Here is an 18,559-nt window from a genome sequence, read left to right as displayed (position 1 = left end):
TTCCGCCAGATGGAGATTCGTGACGGCACGATTGCCTGGCCCAACGGGGCCGATATCGACCCGAATGTGCTCTATTATCCTGAGTTGCACCCGGCGGCGTGGGCGCACGAGCAGACTCCGTCGCCCTGACGGGGTCGGCTGCCGCTGCGTGCCCGTGCTGAAAACCCTGACGGAACCGCTGACGCGCCGTCAGGGTTTTGTATTGTCTGAAGACCCTGACGGAACCGCTGACGCGCCGTTGGGGTTTTGTGTTGCCTGAAGACCCTGACGGAACTGCTGACGCGCCGTCAGGGTTTTGTGTTGTCTGAAGACCCTGACGGAACCGCTGACGCGCCGTTGGGGTTTTGTGTTGCTTCCGCATCCGCGTGCCTTTGCTGAAGACCCTGACGGAACCGCTGACGCGCCGTCGGGGTCTTTTGTGTCCTCCGCATGCTCACGGAGCGGCTACGTCGCGTCCTGATGCTGTTCTGCACTGATCCTGTCTGCGTCCTGGTGAGGAGCATGACGCCGGTGGCCCCCGGAGGGTGCCATGGGCGTGTCCCGATGCCGCACGCAGACGGGTCAAAGGAGCTCGACCCATGTTTGATACCACGGCCCGTGTGTGGGAACGGGCGGGCGAGGTGATTGTCGCCCCGCCGGTCCCCGTTCGCCCGTTTATCGATACGCTGAAGACCCGTTGCCGCAGCGCACGTGCGAGCAGCTTCGGCTGGGTGATTCCTGCCGACGATGCTGAGACGGCCGTTGCGTTGCTGCGCGCCCATTTCCCGGTCGTCCAGGATGCCCGTCAGGTCGCGCCGCAGCCCCCGCCGTTTGTCGATGGGGGCTGCGAGGATCCCTTCCGTCGCCTTGACCTGATCGCCGTCCTTACCCCAGCTGCTCCGGCTCTGCGTGCGATCTACCACGACCGCCACGAGGCCCGAGCGGCCTTCGCGCAGCTCGCCGCGTACGACCCAACGCTCCCGGCGCAGCTCGGCCTGGCCGAGAGCCTGGAGAATCAGTGGGTCATTGCCTATGCAGCCCAGCGCTTCTGGCATGAACTGCTCAGTGGCCTGGCGCAGCTGGTGCATGGTGTGGTGCTGGCTGACGGCACCTTGCGTGAGACGATCACGGCTCCCGAGCTGATGGAATACTGGCACCGCACCCGTCGCCAGATCTGCGGCGCGGTGCCCGAGCACACCGGCCAGCGCTGGTATCCAACGGTTGCCACCCTGCCGATCTGGATCGCTGGGGTGCTGGCCTGTCTTGAGGGGCCAGCCTTCACGCTGGACGAGTCGAGCGCCACGGTGTTCCGCCACCTCCCGCCCTGGCCGCTGCGCCTGCCGAGTGAGCTGTTCCGGCTCGAGGTGAAGGACGCCGTCCACTGGCCGGTGTCGGTCTGTGTGTTGCCTGGGTCACAGGTCGGTGACGGCCAGGATGTCCTGCTGCACCTGAGTGCGGTGGGGGGCCTGAGCAAGAACCGGGCGCTCTGGGCGACGATCTTGGATGGCCGCCGCGAACCGCTCGTGGTGCGCGTCGGGAAGCAGCGCTATGCGCCGCGCCGCATCGAGGGCCGTCGGCCCTATGTGAGTGATTGGAACGACCAGCCGCTGCATGCCAGCGGCCTCAGCCACCTCGCCCTGACCCATCGCAGCGCCTTCGAGCCGGAGTTGGGCCAGGCCTTTGTCCACTTGGCGGGCAACGATGCCGCCGGCGCGCCGGATCTTGTGCATTTTGCCCAGCAACTCAGCCGCGCCATCAGCCTCCCGTTTGACCTCGCCTGGGCCGCGCAGCTCTGGGCCTATGGCACGACCTCCGACGACGACGCGACGCCCTTGATCACCCCGCTGCCGAGCATCGGCTGCCAGGGGTACTGGGTGCTCGCTGATGAACCTCGTTGGATGCGCCTGATCATCGCCGTGCAACACGGCGTTGCCCCTGAGGATCTCCGCGACGACGACCTGGTGATCACCGACATCGGCGCGGCCCTCCGCCTCGATGACGTGATCGAGCAGGCCGGCGAAGGCGGCGACGAGGGGATGAGGGATGAGGGATGAGGGATGAGGGATGAGGGATGAGGGAAGCAGGAGGCATCAGGTCGCTGACCGTTGCCTTCCTCTGCCTTCCTCATCCGCATCCGCATCCGTATCGCTGCCGGAAAGCCCGCATTGCCCCCCGCCCTGCCTCAGCCCGACTCCCGCTCCCAGCGGGGGCGAGCCCTTCCCACCTTCCCACCTTCCCACCTTCCCACCTTCCCATCTTTGCGCCGTTGCGTCTTCCCATCTTCCCATCTTTGCGCCGTTGCGCCTTTGCGTCATCCCATCTTTGCGCCTTTGCGTCATCCCATCTTTGCGCCTTTGCGCCTTTGCGTCAAAAAAATGAAAGGACTCCCCCATGACTCGTCTTGCGATGGAAGCCCAGCTCCAGTATGTGCCACTTGCCCCAGAGGTCGTGCCCCTGATCGCGTCGCTGGTCGCTCCGGCCCCGGCGACGGCCCGGTGCCTTGATGTCTGTGCGGGCGGGGGTGAGGCCGCCGCGCAATTGGCGACGGCCTGGGGCCTCGGGCGCGATCAGCTCTATCTCAACGAACTCGCCGATGGCCGCATGGAGCGCTGTCGGCGCTTCACTGACCACGTGCTTGGGGCGGACGCGATCCGCGCCTTGCAGATCAGCCGCCATACCTTCCAGGTCGCCTGGACGAACCCGCCCTTCGGGCAGCAGCCGAAGGCGCAGGGCGGCGGGCGGCTCGAACCGCTCTTCTTCAAGCGCATCGTCGAGGAGGGTGGCTGGCTCCAGCCGGGCGGTCTCCATCTGATGCTGGCCCCGCAGGATGTCTGGCTGACCAACCTTGGTACGCTCAATCACCTGGCCCGCTGCTATGACCGCGTGACCATGCTGGCGCTGCCCGCGGCCTACCGCCGCTACCGCGAGGTGCTCGTGGTTGGCGTGGTGCGCCCGGGCTGGCGCAGTGGCACCGAGCTGAAGGAACGCGCTCGGCTGATCGCTGAAAAGCTGGCCGGCGAACTGCCGGAGCTGACGCAGCAGGAGGCCCCGCGCTACACCATTCCCGCCCCGTGCACGCCGCAGCGCGGGCCATCGCGCGGCGCGCCCCTGATCTGGCGCGATGCCAACGCGGCCACCCCCGAGCAGGCACAAGCCGACGTGCTCGCCAGCGGCGGGGCCTGGGCCTCACGCGGCTATCAGACGCGGCTCCAAGCGGCTCGCCAGGATCGGCGCCGCATTCGCCCGATCTTTCCGTTGGGCAAGGTCGCGGCGGCGCTGCGCGTGGCCGAAGGCGACATCAACAACATGATCGTCACCATCGCCGGACGGCCCGTGCGCATCAAGGGCAGCACGCGGAAGACGACCAAGACGTGGCAGGAAGAACGGGTCACCAGCGACGGGGCGACGATCATCGACACGCACCGCATGGAACTGCGGGAACCGGTGGTCGTCACGCTCGACACGGCGCAGGCGGCGATCACCCGCTACACGGGGGACACGGGCATTGCGGCGCTGATGGATCGGCCGGATGCGGCGCAGAGTCTGCTCGACGCGGTGGCCCAGAGTGCACCGCCGGTCTATGCCATGCAGCTACCGCCGGAGGTGGCGGCCATCCTTGAGCGCATCGTCCCGGTGAGTGGGCGGGCCTTGCCCGGCTACCCGCCCGGCTTCATTCCGATGCAGCGCCACCTCATCGCCGCGCTGACGACGGCCTTTCGTGACCCCGACCCCCAGACCGGGACGCGCCGGCGGGTCATTGGGCTGAGTGCCGACATGGGCTGTGGCAAGAGTCCCTGCTCGGCCGGGGCCGCCGAGGTCATCCGTCAACTGCTGCCGACCAACCAGGGCCGGGCCTTCACGGTGCTGGTCGTTGCGCCCAACCACTTGATTGGCGAGTTGGCCCAGGTGCGGGCGCACGAGCAGACCCTGGACGGGATGGGACGGCCGCCGTTGCCGCAGTGGATCGCCGAATGGCGCGACCTGCTGCCGCATTGGCACAGCACGATCCTTGAAACCCCGGCGCAGGTGAGCGCGTTCTACGCCGGAGCCACTGCCGATCCGACCACGCCTCGGGTCGGCTTCATCGCCTTTTCCAAGTTCAGCCTCGGCAGCGGCTGGGAGGTTGCGGTCACGCACCACCGGCCCGCGCCGCCGGTGCTACCTGCCCACCCCGATGATCTGGCCACCCCGGATCAGCCGGCGGCCCTGAGCTGGCGGGCTGGGTTTTACCAGCGTTTGCTGGAAGAAGAACGCCGCGAGTGGGACGCGCTCAAGCAGCGCGAGCAAGCGCGCCGGAAGGGCGCAGCGCGCTGCGCCCCAACCGCGCGCGGTGCCCCAACGTCTCGCCAGGCCCAGCGCGTCACGGCGGCCAACGGCGACGCGCGTACGACCCAGACCTTCGGGCCGGGCGTGAGCGCGCGCACCATCCGTCGTGATCAGCTGTTCCGCTGTGGAACGGCCCATCGTGAAGCGCTCAATGGCGACGCATATACCCCGCTCTGGCATTTCGACGGCGTCTTCTGCCCCGATTGTGGGCGGCGGGCGCGCACCAAGGATGGCATGCCCCACACCCGTGACTCGCTCCGGCGGGCGGGGATGGTCGCCTGTCCGTTCTGTGGGGGCACGCTCGGCCAGCTTGACCGCACGCAGGATAATGTCGGCGACCGCGAGCTGCCGATCTTCACCGACCCGGCTTTCCTGCACGACCACGCGACCATGAGTGTCGCGGGCGAACCGCGCCGGGTCATTCCCTGGGGCCAGCGGCCGACCTCCAATCCGCGCATTGCGCTGGGGGATTTCATCGTGACCCGCGGCTATGCCCGCCGCACCGACCTGACCATTACCGACGAGTTCCACGGCATGAAGGGGCTCACCTCGGCCCGCGGCCGCATCTGGGGCCGCCTGATCACCCACGCGCACCGCTCGCTCGGCCTGACCGGCAGTCCCTACGGCGGCAAAGCCAGCACGGCCTACTGGCTGCTCCAACGTATGGCGAATCCCTTCGTCCGGGCCGCGTTCGCCTGGAAGGAGGAAAAAGAGTTCGTCGAGCGGCTGGGCATCATCGACACGATCACCTCGCAGGTGGTGGAAGAAGACGCCCAGGCCTTCAGTGGCAAAGCCGGACGCGTCACGGTGCGCGTCGAGGAGCGCAACGGCATCACGGCGGAACTGGCGGCGATCATGCAGAGCCAGTTCCTCTTCATTCTGTTGCGCCAGATGGGCTTTCTGCTGCCGGACTATCACGAGGGCGTGGTCTTCTTTGACCTGCCCGCCGGGCTAGCCGACGCGTATGCCACCCTGGTGCAGCGCGGCAAGGCCATCATCACCGCCCCAGGGGGCAACGACGCGCTCAGCAGCTATCTCCAGGCCACCCTGACCTACCCGATGGCCCCCTGGAAGCCGGTCACGGTGCAGAGCAACCACACCGGCGACGCCTATCGCCCACCAGCGCTGCCCGCCGCGACCATCCTGCCCCACCACCGCTGGTTGGCGGAGCATGCCGCCACGCAGGCCCGCGCCGGGCGGGGCATGCTCGTCTTTGCCGAACATACCAACAAATTGGACGTGCTGGCCGACCTGCAGGCGAAGATCCAGGATCTGGCGCTCGCCGAGCATGGCACCCCGGTGAAGGTCGCCATCCTGCGCAGCACCACGGTCAAACCGGGGGCGCGGGGAGCCTGGTTCGCCGCCCGCGCGCAGGATGGGACGCATGTCGTGCTCTGTCATCCTGGCCTGGTCGAGACGGGGATGAACCTGATCGCCTGGCCGGAAATTGTCTTTGCCGAACCGACCTACAGCCTCTACCGGGCGATGCAGGCGCGCAAGCGGGCCTTGCGACCGACGCAGACCCGCGCCTGCCACGTGACCTGGCTCGGCTACGACGACACGATGATCGCGCAAGCGCTCGACATCATCGGCAGCAAAGCCACGGCCGCCACGCTGCTCAACGGCGACGACCTCAGTTCGGGCCTCTTGCAGATTGATCCTGGCATGTCCCTGCTGCAAGAGCTTGCCAAGCGGGTGATGAACGACGACACCGTCACGACGCGCACGACGATTGCCAGTCGGCTCGCCACGGCGGGGGCCACGCTCAAGCAGGCGCTGGACGTTGGTGCCCGCGATCTCGTCGGCGTCAGCGCTGACCAGGTCGCCCCGCCCGATCCGACCCGGCGGCTCGTGCTGCCGCCGCACGTGGTCGCGGCGAAGCCGGAACCACCCGTCCTGTCCAGCCTCATCGTCGAGGCCGAGGCCACGGCCCCGAGCGCCCACGACGGCCAGGTGATGACCTGGCATGAAGTGCTTGTCCGGCGCACAAAGGGCCAGCGCAGCTCGACCACCGACGACCCGCCCACCGTCCAGTTCGCCTTCCTGTAGCCGACGACCTGCCCATCGTCTCGTTCGCCTTCCTCTGAACCGCCGACCTGCCCACCGTCTCGTTCGCCTTCCTCTGAACCGCCGACCCGCCACCCCCACCTAGTCTGGCCCACGCCGGCTTGGGTGGGGGCGGGTCTCCATGATCATGAAAGGAACCCACCATGAACCTCGTCATCCAGCAGGAGAATCTCAAGCACGCGCTCGCCCATGTCAGCCGCGCCGTCCCGGGCAAAGCCGTCATCCCGGTCCTCAGCAACGTGCTGCTGACGACCGACCAGGGCCGGTTGCGCCTCAGCGCGACCGATCTCAACCTGGCCATCACCGTCTGGGTTGGGGCGCAGATCACGCAGGACGGCAGCGTCCTGCTGCCCGCCGGACTCTTCGCCGACCTGGTCGCGGGCCTGCCCAACGACGCCGTGACGCTCGCGGTCAACCCCGATCACCACCTCGTCACCGTGACCGCTGGCCGCTTCAGCACGGAGCTCAACGGGATCGCCGCTGAGGAGTTCCCGACCGTGCCGGTCACGCCGCCAGACGGTGCCCCGCAGGTCACCTTCACCGCCACGACGCTCAAAGCCGCCATCCACCAGGTTGCCTGTGCCGCCGCCACCACCGACACCCGCCCGGTGCTCGCGGGCGTCGCGGTGCGCCTGCAGGACGCGGTGGCAACGCTCACTGCCGCCGACGGCATTCGCCTTGCCGTGAAGCAGATCGCGCTGCCCGAACCCGTCGCGACGCCGCAGGAGGTCATCATTCCTGCCCCGGCCCTGCGCGAACTCGGCGGGTTGCTCAGCGACACCACCGCGCCGGTCAGCATGAGCCTGGTGCCTCCCGCCACGGGCAGTTCCGCCGCGACCCAGGCCATCTTCACCACCGACCATTTCACCCTCACCACGCGCCTGATCGACGGCCAGTTCCCGGATGTCGCCCGCATCCTGCCCAAAGGCTGCACCACCCGTGCCATCCTCGAAGTGCGCGAACTGAACCGGGCGGTCAAACTCGCCGCGCTGATCGCCCGCGTCAGCCAGAACGTCGTCAAGCTCAGCGTCAGCGTCGACGCCGCGACCCAGGCTGGCACGGTCATGCTCAGCGCGAACGCCGCCGGCATCGGCGCGAACACCGGCGCCGTCGAAGGCCAGGTCACCGGCGAAGGCGGCCAGATCGCCCTCAACGTCACCTACCTCGGCGACGCGCTGGCCGTCATCGGTACACCGCAGGTCGCCTTCGAAATGGTCACCGCCCAAGCCCCCGGCGTCCTGCGTCCGGTCGGGCAAAACGGCTACGTCCACCTGATCATGCCGATGGCCCTACGCTGACGAACGCACCGACGTACGGCCGCAGCACGTGACCCCTCACCCATCCCACCCTCACTCCCCCTCACGTGCGTCGGCCCACGGCCACACCAGCGGACACACCGCCCACCGCGACCACCCACCGGCGTACGGCCGAAGCACGTGACCCCTCACCCATCCCGAACTCATCCCGCTCTCACGTGCGTCGGCCCACAGCCGCACCAGCGGACACACTGACGATCACCGCGCACCGCCTGGCACAGCCTTCGCTGCACCAGGCGGTGTTTGTCTCACGAAGAACCTGAAATCCCGCGCACCCCCTGGCACGGCCTCGCTGCACCAGGGGGTCTTTGCATGACGAAGAAGAAGAGGACGAGACGATGCGCTATACGCAAACAACGCTGCTCGACTCCAGCCCGGAACTGCCGGTCGAGCCGATCGCCACCCCCACCCGCCGCTGCCGCCAACCCGGCGTGCCGCCCCTGGCCAACGGGGCCGTGCGTGAAGCCCTGGCCCCCTACATCGACCTGTCCCGGCTGCGCCACCTGGCCGCGCACCACGGCGATTTGCAAGAGGCGCTGATCACCGGCACGGTGCCGGACGACGTGCAGGCCATGATCACCTTTGTCGCCGAGATCCTACGCCCAGACACCCGCGACCAGGTCAAAACCCCCACCGACGCCGCCGCCTTCCTGATGGTGCGCATGGGCCTGCTCGACCAGGAAGAACTCTGGACGATGATCCTTAACACCAAGAACCATGTCATCAAAATCCACCGCGTCTACCAGGGCAGCCTCAACGCATCGATGGTGCGCATCGGCGAGGTGTTTCGCGAAGCACTCAGGTTCAACGCCGCCGCAATGATTGTCGCCCACAATCATCCCAGCGGGACCGTCGATCCCTCCCCCGAGGACATCCTCGTGACGAGGCAGATCGTCGCGGCCGGCAAGCTGCTTGATGTGGATGTGCTTGACCATCTGATTCTGGGCAAGGGTCGGTGGCTTTCCATGCGCGACAAAGGCTTTGGCTTCTAAACGCCCCTTGTCGGGTCACACGTAACTCCGGAATGGAATCTCACGTCACTCCGGAAAACGGAGCTTCGGTTGTGACGCAGTGCAACGCCATGCCGCAGCGCAGGAACTGAGCCACGCGGTCACCGACGTGATCGCAAAGGGCCGCACGAGATCTCCGTGTTCGCGAGATACGTGAGACGGAATCTCCGTATTCGCGAGTTACGTGAGACGGAATCTCCGTATTCGCGAGTTACGTGAGATGGGATCGGCCTCGATGAACTCATCCCTGCCCAAACATGCCGATCTCAGCCGGTTTTTGCCCACCTGGGGCGATTCTCTGCGGACGTTGTAGAAGATCCAACTCACCGACAAGCAATCCAACGACGCGGCGGCCACCCGGCCACCGCGTCGTTTTTTGTTGGTCACCGACTGGTCACACGGCGGGCTTGCTGGTATACTACAGGACATGTGTTCGTTTATGTGCAAACCCAACCAGAAAGCCAGGTGCGCTATGGCTGGCCCCCACATCTCTCTTGGTCGTCGTGAGCATCGCCTGAGCGATGTTGCTGCGGAATACCTTGTTCTGGCTCAGCAAGACGAGCAGGTTGGCCTGCTGCTGATCCGCCAGGGGCAGTACCGTCACGGGATCTCCTTCCTGGTTCAGGCGATGGAGAAGTACGTGCGGAGCACCATCTTCGGCCTGGTCAACCCAAACACTGAGTACTTCCGGAACCGCACACGCACGCACGACCTTGATGATCTCCTGGACTTCCTGATCGAGATCGCCTGCGCCAATCCAGCCGTTCACGCGCAGGTACGCGAACAACTCCGTGACTTCGTGCTGGGCGGCATTCGCTTCGGCAAGCTGCACAATGATCTGCGCTACCCTGCATTTTCCATGCGCTACCAGTCCTACTCGCTGCTCAGCGTTAGCCGTCAGGACGCCGATCTTACCCTGGAGCGCCTCCAGACGTTGAAGCGGTTTCTGAAGGATATCCATCAGCTGCGGCGTTGAACTGGGTAGCGGTTGGCGGCTCAATCTGGGAGCCACGCCACTACCTGGGGCGCGACGGCCCGCTCTAGCCGAACCATGGCATCGATCATCTGTGTCTGCACTGGCGGCCACTGAGTACGTGGCAGATCGCGCAGGCCAGGGCATGGGATGCGCGTGATAAGCGCCGGCGCAGGGTAGGTGTCGCCAGGGACAGGGAATGCCTGTATCCAGCGCCGTGTGCCGCCAAAGTCGGCTTCGATCTGGCTGCGGCGCGCCAGCAGATGCGCAACGATCTTATCGCCGTCGCTGCGCACCAGCGTGAAGGCGATCGTCGCCTTGGGTTTAAACCAGTCGAGCGGGGAGCTGAACTGGAAGCCCACCTGCTGGGAGGCGATGACGTTCTGCGCTGTTTTGCGCGCTTATCCGCGCTTCCGCCGCTTCACGGAGCGCGTCGATCCTGATGAGCGCTTCCGTGATCGGGTAGGGTCTGGCGCAAAGGCGGCGATGATGATATCGCGCGGGTAGGTCGGGGCAAACCCCGGTCGCCGACCTGCAAAGAACGCATACGCCTCGCGCGCCGCTGCCTCAATGGGACGGAGGCGCGCGAGCTCAGCCTCCAGTTCCACGATATGCTCCTGGAGCGACTCGATCGTCGGGGGTGTGCTCATATAACCTCTGGAAGTGTAGCCGGGGTGGTGCGTGGGTTACGCACCCCGGTCGTCGGAGAACGGCTTGGTCGGAACGGTGCCGCTGCCTTGCGAGTCAGCGCGATCCTATGTCGCACGCGCCTTCAGTCACTGCCAAAGAGGTCGTAACGCCTCCAGGTCAGCCTGGCGGTAGGTGAGGGCCGGTACCAGGAGCTCGCATCGGACCACGGTCGCCGCTGGCACAGGGCCTCGCTCGTCTGCGTCCGCCATGTGGGGTAGGCGGCCCATGACACGGACCAGTCCACGTTTGCAGGCCAGCGCTGGCCCAGGTAGCCGCCCACAGCTTTGAGCGTCCCGGCGGTCTGCGCTGCGCCGCGAGCGATTGGGAGGGTAGAGCGGAGGGCAAATACAATTGGTGGCTCGGGTCCTGAGCGCAGTCTGGCTCCCTCGCGCAGCAGTTCGCTTCGGATCGTGAGCGGGCCTGTTCGCTGCATCTTGGTTGTCGGCCTCCCGCCGTCCGCGCTCACAGCGCGCAAGCCAGGCGATGGTCGTGGTGGTGAGCGTGGCGCGGGGCATCGTGATGGTGCCTACCCAACCGTTTCCGCCATGGCCCGCCGCCGGGCCATGATCTGCTGAAGCGCTCGCCGTCGCTCAGAGAAGGCAGCCAGCTGAAGGCCGTGGGCCTGGGTGTCCTCCGCATGCGCCACCACCTGGATTTGTTCATCCAGCAGGGCGATCATCTCTTCCAGGCTGGCGATCACGGCCTGGGCGCGCCGCGCGAGTGCGCGGTGGAGCGATCCCTGCTCACCCTGGTTCGTGGCGTCGAGGAGGGCCCGCACGCCCAGAAACACGCCGGTTCCGAGCAGCACGGCAACGCCAATGCCTGGCACCATTCCTAGCCCAAGCCCGAGCGCGGCAAGTCCGGACGTAATACCAGCCGCGCTCAGGCCAATGATAGAGCCGGAAACATAGACCGCGGCGATGGGGATACCAACCGCCGCAAGGCCAGCCGCCGCGACCTTTGTCGCCTGTGCGGCTGCTGCGTCATTTCGACCGCGCAGCCGAATAGCGCGCAAGTCGCGCATAAAGCGCCAGATGGCACGGTATTGGTCATCGCTCACGCCCAGTGCCTGCTGTGTTGTGTTCAACAGCGTGTCTTGTCGCGGATCGAGCAGATCATTGGCCCAAGCGACCTCGACCAGGTTGAGCAGCAGCGCGTAGCGGATGGTCTCCGGCGCAGCCGCGAACGGTGCGAGCGTATCGGGAAGCGCTGGTGGTGCAATGATATACCCGAGGACGAGGCGCCGCCCGGCTGGCGAAAGCCCCTCGAGATCGACCAGGTCGATGATCAGTTGGAGCTCGTCCTTGTCCAGCCCGCCATCGGCGGCGGCGAAGGTGTAGAGTGCACCGGCGTAGGCCACGCGCTGGTGCTCAGGGAGGGCGGCGATGTCGACCGGCTCCCCCGGCGCTTCGCCGGTCACAAACTCCTGCACCTGACCGAGCGTCCCGCTCATCCCACGGCTCGCCTCCGCCGCTACATCCTGGGCGACCTTGCCCGCCTCACGAGCCAGTCGCTCGGCCTCCTTCCGTGCTGTATCCAAGGCGTGCTGGGTCTTGCCGATGGTCTTGCCAATCTCGCCCCAAAAGTCGCTCATGGGGTGCTCCTTGTCGCGGTGTGCGGCGCCAGCAGAGTCAGGGCGCCGCTGTCAATCAGGGCCTGGAAGTGCCGGGCTACCTCGCGCGGCTGTGGCCCGCCTCGGAGCAGCAGCCCCAGTTCCATATTCAGGTCGAGGGCGTACCGGGTCAGGTTCGCACTGGAGATGAGCAAGGTCTGCCCATCAGCCACGGCGCACTTGGCGTGGAGCGCACCGTGACGGCCCTGCGCATCAGTCGCGCGCTGCTCCAGCGGCCAACGGTAGACCGAGGCGTGCGCCGCGACCTGTGGGCCAAAGGCCGCCAGGCCATCATACGCCACCTTGCTCATACTCGCTTGGGGCGACTCGATCACGAGGCGGATGGCGACGCCGCGCTGGGCGGCCCGGAGCAGCGCCGCCCCAATCTCCGGGATGTCGTAGACGGCGAAGGAGACAATGAGCAACGCGCGGCGGGCCTCGTCGATCACGCTCTGGAGTACCTGGGCGGTGCGACGTAAGGGTTGCCCGCTCGCCGGCCCTGTCCACACGACCTCGACGGTCTGAACGCGGCGCTGCCGACTCACCGCCGTCCCGGCCGCCTGGAGCGCCAGGGCAACACTGGCTGGCGGCACCGTCGGAGCCTGCGTCTGCCAGGTGGTGATAAACGCCCCAACCTGCTCACGATAGTGCGGTGCGGCCAGCACCTGGGTCGCGGTCGTGTGCAGCGTCGGCCATGAACCGGCGGGTATGGGGGCAAGCGCCTCCGCGAGCGGGCGGATCGCCCCCTCCGGCAGCGCCTCCGTTAGGATGGCAATGGCATCAAGCAGCGCGTGGGGTGGTGACACCATCACACCCCTCCGAAGAAGTTGAGCCCCTCGCGGTCAACGGTGGGCACGAGCAGCGAGCGATCAAGGTACTTGTTGCCCCGCTCACACGAGGTCTCCGGGGCGAAGAGACAGGCGTGACAGGCCGCGCCATGGAGCGTCTGCGGCTCCGTTAGCGGGGTGTGCTCAGCACACAGCGGGTCAGAGGCGCAGAGCCGCATCGCGTCGAGCGCCCCGGCGATGTGCCGCCCCAGGATGTGTGGCGCACCCAGGCTCACGAGCCCGCCCAGCGTCCCTTCACTGTCTGGCGCTGCGGTATAGAGCAGCACGCCAGCCATCGGGCCGTCCTCATCGGTTGGGGCCAGCGCATAGATGCGCTCACGGATACTCGCCACGGTGTAGCCGCACTCCAGTGCGACCTGGCGCATCAGCGCGTGAGCGAAGGAGTGCAGCAGCATATAGCGCACACCTGGGAAACCCGCCCTCGGGTCAGGCAGCCGCCGCACCCGCCGCCAGTGAACGTGCGCCTTGAAGACGTCCTGCTCAAAGGCAAGGACGTCCGGCTGCGCATGCCAGGCCTGGATCGCTAGCTCGTCGAACTGCAGGAAGAGGCCCTCGCCCCGCACTTCGGCCGCCGGCACCCACAGGGGCGCATGGCGTGACAGCGATACTCGATGATCCTCCGGCAGCTCGGCCGACTCATGAAAGTCGCCCGGCGAGGTGATGCGGGTGAAGCCGAGACAGGCCGACACCTCGCGGAGCTTTTCCACCAGCACTACGCGCCGCAGCAGCTGGCGGTAATCGGATGGTGGCGGCACCTCCGTCACCTGAAAGTCAGGGAGCCGCGGTGCGCCTGCCGGCTTCGTGAACACCTGCCACTCTGGGGCCTTGAGGCTGCGGGCCTCCGCCGTCTCGCCCCCACCCCCGCTGCGCTTGCGCACAATTGCGTCCCAGAGCGCATCATCGCCCACGGTGAGGAAGGCCTGGAGTTGCCCGATGGCGCGAAACGCCTGGAGCACCTCTTTACTCGTGACCTTCTCGAGAACGAGCCAGTTGGCCTCGATGAGCTGGCCGAGCGTATCGACGGCTGTCGGCACCGAGAGTGCGGTGAGCGTCAGGCCGAACCAGCTGTTGGAGGCGCCGAGGAGGATGGCCTTCATCTGCTGGTCGCAGCCGTGCTCAGCGAAGTCGCGCAGGTGCGGGTTACGGCCGCGGCAGGCTGGCATCGCCTGTTTGCCCTCCTCGCCGAAGGCCTCCGACATGCGCCGCAGTGCGCCACAGGCGTCGCACGTGACCATGATGTCGGTCGCCTCACCGGACACGCCGAACTCCAGCAGCCGGATGGCTCCGGTGCAGGCGCTCGCCCCCTGGTGGACAAAGTAGTGCCAGGGGAAGTCGTCGAGGTGGCCCTTCTCGCAGGCGACCAGAAAGCGGGCGGGAAGCACCGTGGGCGGAGCCCCACGCTTGGTGCAGTTGGCATGAACGTAGCGCGTCCGGTCAGGTCGGAAGTTGTCGCTCTTGAGCTGAAAGAGGTCCGAGTCGCGCGGGGCCAGCAGCCGACAGTGTGGACAGAGCATCCAGCGGGGAAACGTCGCCACCGGCACGCCGATCTGCGCGGAGCCATCGAAGGGGTTGTCGCTGCCCTCGGGCTGGATGGGCGGCACGCGGAGGCTTTTGACCTGAGGCCCCAGTTGCTCCTGCACCGCCAGCAGCAGCCGTTCTTCGCCGATCTCGGTCGCGTAGGCGGGCGACCAGTCGTCGAGCCCCATCACCATCACCGACAGATGCGGCAGGTCGATGATCGCCCCTATGCCGAACGTATGGAGGAGTTGGCTCGGCCGCACCTCGCCAACACGGTATTTCTCGTTGCGCAAGCTCATGCCAGTGTCTCCGTGGTCTGCGGGCTGTCATCTGATCCAGCGCTGCCGGCGGCGCCAAAGGCGCTCATCGGCCGCTCCAGCTCGGCGCCGACGCTGCGGTCGTCGAGGATCAGGCCGACGCCGGGCTCCACATCGCGGAGCGAGTTGAGGCAAGTGAAGTCCTCCCAGCGCCCCGCCTCGGTGTGCTTGAGCAGCCCGACGGTCAGCCCATCCTTCTTCGGCTTGTAGCCGAGCACACGCCCGCCGGTTGTGCGTCCGGCCTGCTCGCGCCAGCTGTCCAGCAGGGCGCGCAGGGTCTGCTCGACCTCGACCCCAAGCTCGCGCCGCCCGGTTATCAGCGCGGCACGCTCGGCGAGAATACGGATCGCCTCGATAGCGTAGGGATGCGAGGCGACCAGACGCCCCGCCCGGTCGTTGGCGTTGAACTCGTCGCCCAGCAGGCGGATGAGGGTGACCAGAAGCGCGGCGAGCCCGCGCCGCAGGGCCTGGGCGGCGAAGGGGGTCACCGAGAGCGCCTCGACCTGCTGGTAGAAGGTCGCGTGGTAGTGCTCGAACTGCTCGTAGTGGGAGAGGTCACGCGGCCGCGACCAGTTGAAGATCGTGCAGACCAGGCCAGGGTAGGTGCGGCCCACGCGACTGGTCGCCTGGATGTACTCTGCGGTGGTCTTGGGCTGTCCCGAGACGACCATCAGGCCCAGGCGCTTCACGTCCACGCCCACCGAGATCATGTTCGTCGCCAGGAGCACATCGAGCGGATTGGGCAACTCCACCTTTGCCCCGCGCTTGCGTGCGGCCTCGCGCTGCGCATCATTGGCCGGGTCGAAGCGCACCTCCAGCAGGTCAAGGATGCGCGGGATGTCGGTGGCTCCCTTGCGCGAGGTCAGCTCCTCGAGGGCCGGCGAGCGGCGGCGGGCGAGGCCGCGCTTGTCGGTCTGGTTCAGGCGCGAGCGCACATCGTCCTCGACCAGGCGACGCATGCCGCCGAGCTCGCGCATTGCGTTGAAGTAGCCCACCAGGGTCATCCAGGGGTCGGCATGGACGCCGTAGTCCTGGTAGAGCTTCTGGGCGGCGGCCATGAACGCGGTGTAGACCCGAATGAGTACCGCCTTCTGGCGTTTACCGATCGCGCAGATGCCCAGGTAGCGCCGGCCCGGCTCAGCGGTGAAATCCTTCTGCTGACGGGCGAAGAAGTTGTCGTCGGCGTCGAGCCCCTGCGGTGGGAAGACCGCCACCTGGCGCAGGAACAGGGCGTGGACTTGATCAGGCGCCCGACGGATGGTTGCGGTCGAGGCGATGACCTTCGGTCGCACGCGTGTGCCGCCAACATCCCAGGAGGCGAGGCGGTCCACTGCGGCCTCGTAGAGCCCCACGAGCGTGCCGAGGGGTCCACTGATCAGGTGCAACTCGTCCTGAATGATCAGATCCGGTGGGCGCAGGGGGTTGTGCTTGCGCACCTGGACCGCCGGGAGACCGCCCTGGGCCGGATGGCGCTCCTTGTCGTCCAGATCGGGCGAGCGGAAGCCGTGGCGGGGGCAATACCCGTCCACCTGACCAAAGAGCATGCCGGTCGCCCCGTTCCATGGAAGCTGGGCGAACTTGTCGACGGTCGCAATGAGCAGGGCCGGCAGGCGCCGGTAGATGTCCTCATCGACAACCAAGATGGGCAGCCCCTCCCCGTCGGCCTGCTTGCGTGAGAACGGGCAGTCACCGAGTTGGTCGCCGCAGTAGGCCACGGTGCGCCGGGTGAGCTTGGTGACCTGGATGTGGCCCTTCTCGGGCTGGATCTTCGCCCCGCACCAGGGGCAGTTGGTGAGCTGGGCGGGGGAGCCGCTACCGCCCACGCTGCTGGCGCGACTGTAGTGGCCGTGCTCGCGCTTGAGGGCCTCGTCGCTCTGCTCACTGGTGTTCGGCGTGGTGCGCTGGCCGACCCAGAGGCCGATGCGGAAGGGGGTCGTGCCCCACGTCGCGGGATGCTCACGGCGGATGATCTCGCAGGCACAGATCAGGGTGGCCGCGCGCTGGAACTGCTGGAGGGTCAGCAGGCGCAGGGTGTAGCGCATCAGCACCGCCACCCCCTCCATCCCGCTGCGCCCCGCGACGGTGCCCTGGAGACGGCGGATGGCGAGGGTGTAGGCGGTGAGGCCGAGATACGCCTCGGTCTTGCCACCGCCGGTCGGGAACCAGAGCAGGTCGGCGAGGGCGGTGGGCGCCTCCGCGCGATCGGGGTGGTGCAGGTCGGTGAGCGACGGGAGGTTGAGTAGGATGAAGGCGAGCTGGAAGGGACGCCAAGAGCGATCCTTCGGCACGTCAAGGGCGTCGAGCGCGGGTGCCGCCCCGCGGCGCACCGCCTCGGCGTAGAGCGTGTGGAGGCGCTGCTGCCACATCGCCCGGTTCATGAAGCGGAACGCCTCGGCGGCCTGGGTCGTGGTATCGAGCAGCGTAATGCCGTCCTCGATCCGCGTGAGGGCCGCACGGCAGCGGTCGAGTGCCTCGGCAGCCGTCCCCTCGAAGCCCTCCAGGCGCGCCGCCGGGTCGCCGATGCGCGCCTGCTGCTCGTCAATCCAGCTGCGATAGGCCTCAAGCAGCGGGCGCAGCAATGGGCCGAAGCCGCCGTTGTCGGTTTGCGCCAGCACCTTCATGTCAACGACCAGGCCCGCCAGGGCTGGCACTTCCGCCTCGGTTGGGGCGATGGTCTTCGGCACCTCGTAGGCAGGCACGACGACGCTGGTGAGCTGGTGCGCGCACGTCGGGTTCGTGTCAGAGCAGTCGGCGTGGACGCTGATCCCGTGGCCGACGGCGAACTCAACCTCGTTGCGGTAGAGCATCGCCATCGCCGTGTCCTCGGCGACAGTGGTGCTATCGTCGCCAGAGAGAATGGTCGCGCGCTGCTGGAACACTGCGGCGTGATCCACGGCGGTGACGCGCAGCTCGGGCTGGAAGATCCACATACTATCGCGCAGGCTCTCTGGCTCAGCCTGGGTGTTGACCAGGAAGAGGGTGACGATCCAGGCCCCGTTGGGTCGGCGGCAGACGCCGCGCACGACCACCTCGGGCTGCTCAGGGTCAGGGGAAAACGGCTCGATGGGGCCAGGCTGAAGCGCAAGTTGGTGCGGCCGGCCACCCATCGGCTGGCGCTTCCAGACCGTCAGCGGCGCGCCCGTCTTCTCGCTCGTCAGGTACTCGCTCTTGATGCGGTGGTAGCGCCCCCAGGACGCGGTCACGCGCAACGCCTCGCAGCTGCCATCCAGGGTGAAGGTCAGCCCGAACGATGAGGGGAACATCGAGGGCGCCTGCGTGGCCCCACGGTCGATCGGCCCGTCGTCAGGCGCATCCTCACCACTCTGGTTCAGATCGTCCTGCTCCTCAGGGGCGATCTGCTGCTGCCGCGGCGCGAGCATCCCGACCAGGTAGCGGTCACGCACGCTGGACTCGGCGATTTCCTCCTCGGGTCCACCGGCGGGGCCGAGCAGGTCACGCAGCACCAAGTGCTCGAGCTCGGCGCGGATCGCGGCAGGGGATGGGGGGGTGAGGATATGGGGTCTGGGGTCTGGGGTCTGGGGTCTGGGGTCTGGGGTCTGGGGTCTCGGGTCTCGGGTCTCGGGGGGCGTAAGGTTTGAACTCAGCAGTTGGTTTTTTTCTCCCAGTAGCCCATGCTCTGCCTCCGGCAACGCGCACTCCGCACCCTGCTCCCCGATCCTCGGCCCCTGATCTCCCAGACCCGCCGCCTGATCTCCCAGACCCGCCGCCTGATCTCCCAGACCCGAGCCCCGAGACCCGAGACCCGCCTCCGCGTCCCCCAAACCCGAGACCCGAGACCCGAGACCCGCCTCCGCGTCCCCCAGCCCCGAGACCCGAGACCCGCCTCCGCAACCCCCAGACCCGAGCCCCGAGACCCGAGACCCGGCTCCGTGTCCCCCCGCC

11 protein-coding genes are annotated in these 18,559 nt (G+C 67.3%); 5 read left to right on the top strand and 6 right to left on the bottom strand.

Annotated features, from left to right (window positions below):
- The first annotated feature begins 578 nt into the window (after positions 1-578).
- From EKD05_RS23300 to EKD05_RS23280, 5 genes are all read left to right on the top strand, one after another.
- Positions 579-2,033: a hypothetical protein gene (locus EKD05_RS23300; protein WP_129677684.1), complete on the top strand. Its 1,455-nt coding sequence runs from the start codon at positions 579-581 to the stop codon at positions 2,031-2,033.
- Positions 2,034-2,370: 337 nt separating this feature from the next.
- The gene (locus EKD05_RS23295; RefSeq protein WP_129677682.1) at positions 2,371-6,354 is read left to right on the top strand and encodes a DUF6094 domain-containing protein; all 3,984 of its coding nucleotides are present in this window, start codon (positions 2,371-2,373) and stop codon (positions 6,352-6,354) included.
- A 161-nt stretch (positions 6,355-6,515) separates the two neighbouring features.
- Positions 6,516-7,670: a DNA polymerase III subunit beta gene (gene dnaN / locus EKD05_RS23290; protein ID WP_097655021.1), complete on the top strand. Its 1,155-nt coding sequence runs from the start codon at positions 6,516-6,518 to the stop codon at positions 7,668-7,670.
- Between the two features lie 326 nt (positions 7,671-7,996).
- Positions 7,997-8,680: a RadC family protein gene (locus EKD05_RS23285; RefSeq protein ID WP_240695905.1), complete on the top strand. Its 684-nt coding sequence runs from the start codon at positions 7,997-7,999 to the stop codon at positions 8,678-8,680.
- Positions 8,681-9,170: 490 nt separating this feature from the next.
- Complete coding sequence (locus tag EKD05_RS23280; protein WP_129677680.1) at positions 9,171-9,674, top strand: HEPN domain-containing protein; 504 nt, start codon at positions 9,171-9,173, stop codon at positions 9,672-9,674.
- A 20-nt stretch (positions 9,675-9,694) separates the two neighbouring features.
- Here the strand turns inward: EKD05_RS23280 and EKD05_RS23275 are convergent, their stop codons facing one another.
- The 6 genes from EKD05_RS23275 to drmA all read right to left on the bottom strand — a co-directional run bounded on the left by EKD05_RS23275 (position 9,695) and on the right by drmA (position 18,144).
- Positions 9,695-10,033, bottom strand: a complete 339-nt coding sequence (locus EKD05_RS23275; protein ID WP_129677678.1) for a hypothetical protein — start codon at positions 10,031-10,033, stop codon at positions 9,695-9,697.
- A 39-nt stretch (positions 10,034-10,072) separates the two neighbouring features.
- On the bottom strand, positions 10,073-10,321 hold the full coding sequence (locus EKD05_RS23270) for a hypothetical protein (protein WP_129677676.1): 249 nt from the start codon (positions 10,319-10,321) through the stop codon (positions 10,073-10,075).
- Between the two features lie 566 nt (positions 10,322-10,887).
- Positions 10,888-11,955 (bottom strand): TerB family tellurite resistance protein, encoded by a 1,068-nt coding sequence (locus tag EKD05_RS23265; RefSeq protein WP_129677674.1) that lies wholly within the window; start codon positions 11,953-11,955, stop codon positions 10,888-10,890.
- Positions 11,952-12,782, bottom strand: coding sequence for a DISARM system phospholipase D-like protein DrmC (gene drmC / locus EKD05_RS23260; protein ID WP_129677672.1), 831 nt, complete (start codon positions 12,780-12,782; stop codon positions 11,952-11,954). Before drmC ends, EKD05_RS23265 begins: the two co-directional genes overlap by 4 nt.
- On the bottom strand, positions 12,782-14,638 hold the full coding sequence (gene drmB / locus EKD05_RS23255; protein WP_129677670.1) for a DUF1998 domain-containing protein: 1,857 nt from the start codon (positions 14,636-14,638) through the stop codon (positions 12,782-12,784). Before drmB ends, drmC begins: the two co-directional genes overlap by 1 nt.
- Entirely contained in the window at positions 14,635-18,144 is a 3,510-nt protein-coding gene (drmA, locus tag EKD05_RS23250; RefSeq protein WP_370374936.1) for a DISARM system helicase DrmA, read from the bottom strand. Before drmA ends, drmB begins: the two co-directional genes overlap by 4 nt.
- Positions 18,145-18,559 lie beyond the last annotated feature (415 nt).

The sequence above is a fragment of the Candidatus Chloroploca sp. Khr17 genome (assembly GCF_004138165.1).
In the GTDB taxonomy this organism is placed as follows: Bacteria; Chloroflexota; Chloroflexia; order Chloroflexales; family Chloroflexaceae; genus Chloroploca.
The sequence above is the reverse complement of the archived record's forward strand: the minus strand, read 5'-3'. Positions and strand labels throughout refer to the sequence as shown.